Here is a 1,322-nt window from a genome sequence, read left to right on the forward strand (position 1 = left end):
GAAAATTAAGCCAGCTCTCCTGAATCACACCTTTGAACGAAAATCGATAAAAATCACGAAATCTGCTCGCTATCTGGGGTTTATGGAGGGCTTACTTCCCACGCGTATAGCTACCGCTGTATTCGTAGACTTCGAGATCGAGTACATCGCCTTGCTGGTTGCTGGTGGGCAAGCTGGCGTGTTGGGGGGTGGGATTTTTAAAGTCAAAACTGGTGAGTACGACACTACCTGGGACGATGCGTCTTACCGGGGTCCAGTCACCTATGGCGTCGTCTTCTTGTGAGCCGGCGGCGCGTTGGAAGGGGATTTCTGCGGTGAAACCGTCGATTTGAGATTTTAATGACTGATTGTAGGAATATTTGATCTAATGCCTGCATTGCGGCATTGAGAGGCCAGCCTACAAATTACGCGAATCAATAAATTCCAGAGGCGTAGAATCCCATGTATCACAATCATAAAAAGTACCATAGACAGGTTCTGCTTTGTACGATTTATTTGGTAAGTCTCGACTAACTGAAATTCGCGCAAGCAGCTTGTCTCTCATGTTTTGAATATCGCGAAACTCGAACTCATCACCATCCTGATATTCCGATGAGAAGCGATACGGATTAATAAGTCTGCGATTTTCAGTACCGTCAGGGTTGAGTACCAACAAATTATCGGAGCCATATTTGCTTGGGCTTTGTTCAACAACTAAGTATTTCATATCGGGAGTAACCTTAATGGAGCGGGTTTCAATTGGGTCGCATTGTCTTGTGTAAGTCACTCCATTGACTTCCCATAAGTAGTGATTTGGCAGATATTCCGGTTTAAAAAGATCCATATCTGAGATGCCAACAGGATCTTCCCCTGGAGTTAACTTGAAACCATTTTTGGAAACAACCACAAAAAATTCGATCATTTTATTACCTAAGGTAGATTAGTAACATTTACGACTCGCACAAATTCCTTTGCACCAGTTCTTGGCAAATCTAAGAAATATTGTTGACCACCGCCTGTGAGCGAACCTTGCGGGCCAGCGATTCCTTCTAGTGTTCTAAAAGGTTTTACGACTTCAAATTCAACAACTTTTGGAATACCATTTGGCTTCCAATCAGGATTGATCGCTAACTTATCAAGTGCTTCAGTTTGACTACTAAATTTGTCTGTGGTTCCCCATCCGCCGACACCATAAGGATCTGTCGGATCACGTAACTTAGCTAATTGGTCTTTATCCATTGCCATTTCAAATCTCTCACCCGGAGCCATGTCTCTTTCAGTAACGGTGGTGCCTTCTTTAAACGGTGCAGTTTCTCTTGTTGCACGTTTTTTATCGATCAGTT

General features: G+C 43.5%; 3 protein-coding genes. All 3 read right to left on the reverse strand.

Translation table 11 applies throughout. The features are described 5' to 3' along the window. Positions 1-91: 91 nt before the first annotated feature. Positions 92-364, reverse strand: a complete 273-nt coding sequence (locus AAKU64_RS22480; RefSeq protein WP_354363100.1) for a contractile injection system protein, VgrG/Pvc8 family — start codon at positions 362-364, stop codon at positions 92-94. A 33-nt stretch (positions 365-397) separates the two neighbouring features. Continuing rightward, entirely contained in the window at positions 398-901 is a 504-nt protein-coding gene (locus AAKU64_RS22485; RefSeq protein ID WP_354363096.1) for a hypothetical protein, read from the reverse strand. 8 nt (positions 902-909) lie between these two features. After that, on the reverse strand, positions 910-1,322 hold a 413-nt coding region (locus AAKU64_RS22490; protein ID WP_354363098.1), incomplete at its 5' end, for a hypothetical protein.

Source organism: Undibacterium sp. GrIS 1.8, from assembly GCF_040544445.1.
Taxonomy (GTDB): domain Bacteria; phylum Pseudomonadota; class Gammaproteobacteria; order Burkholderiales; family Burkholderiaceae_D; genus Undibacterium.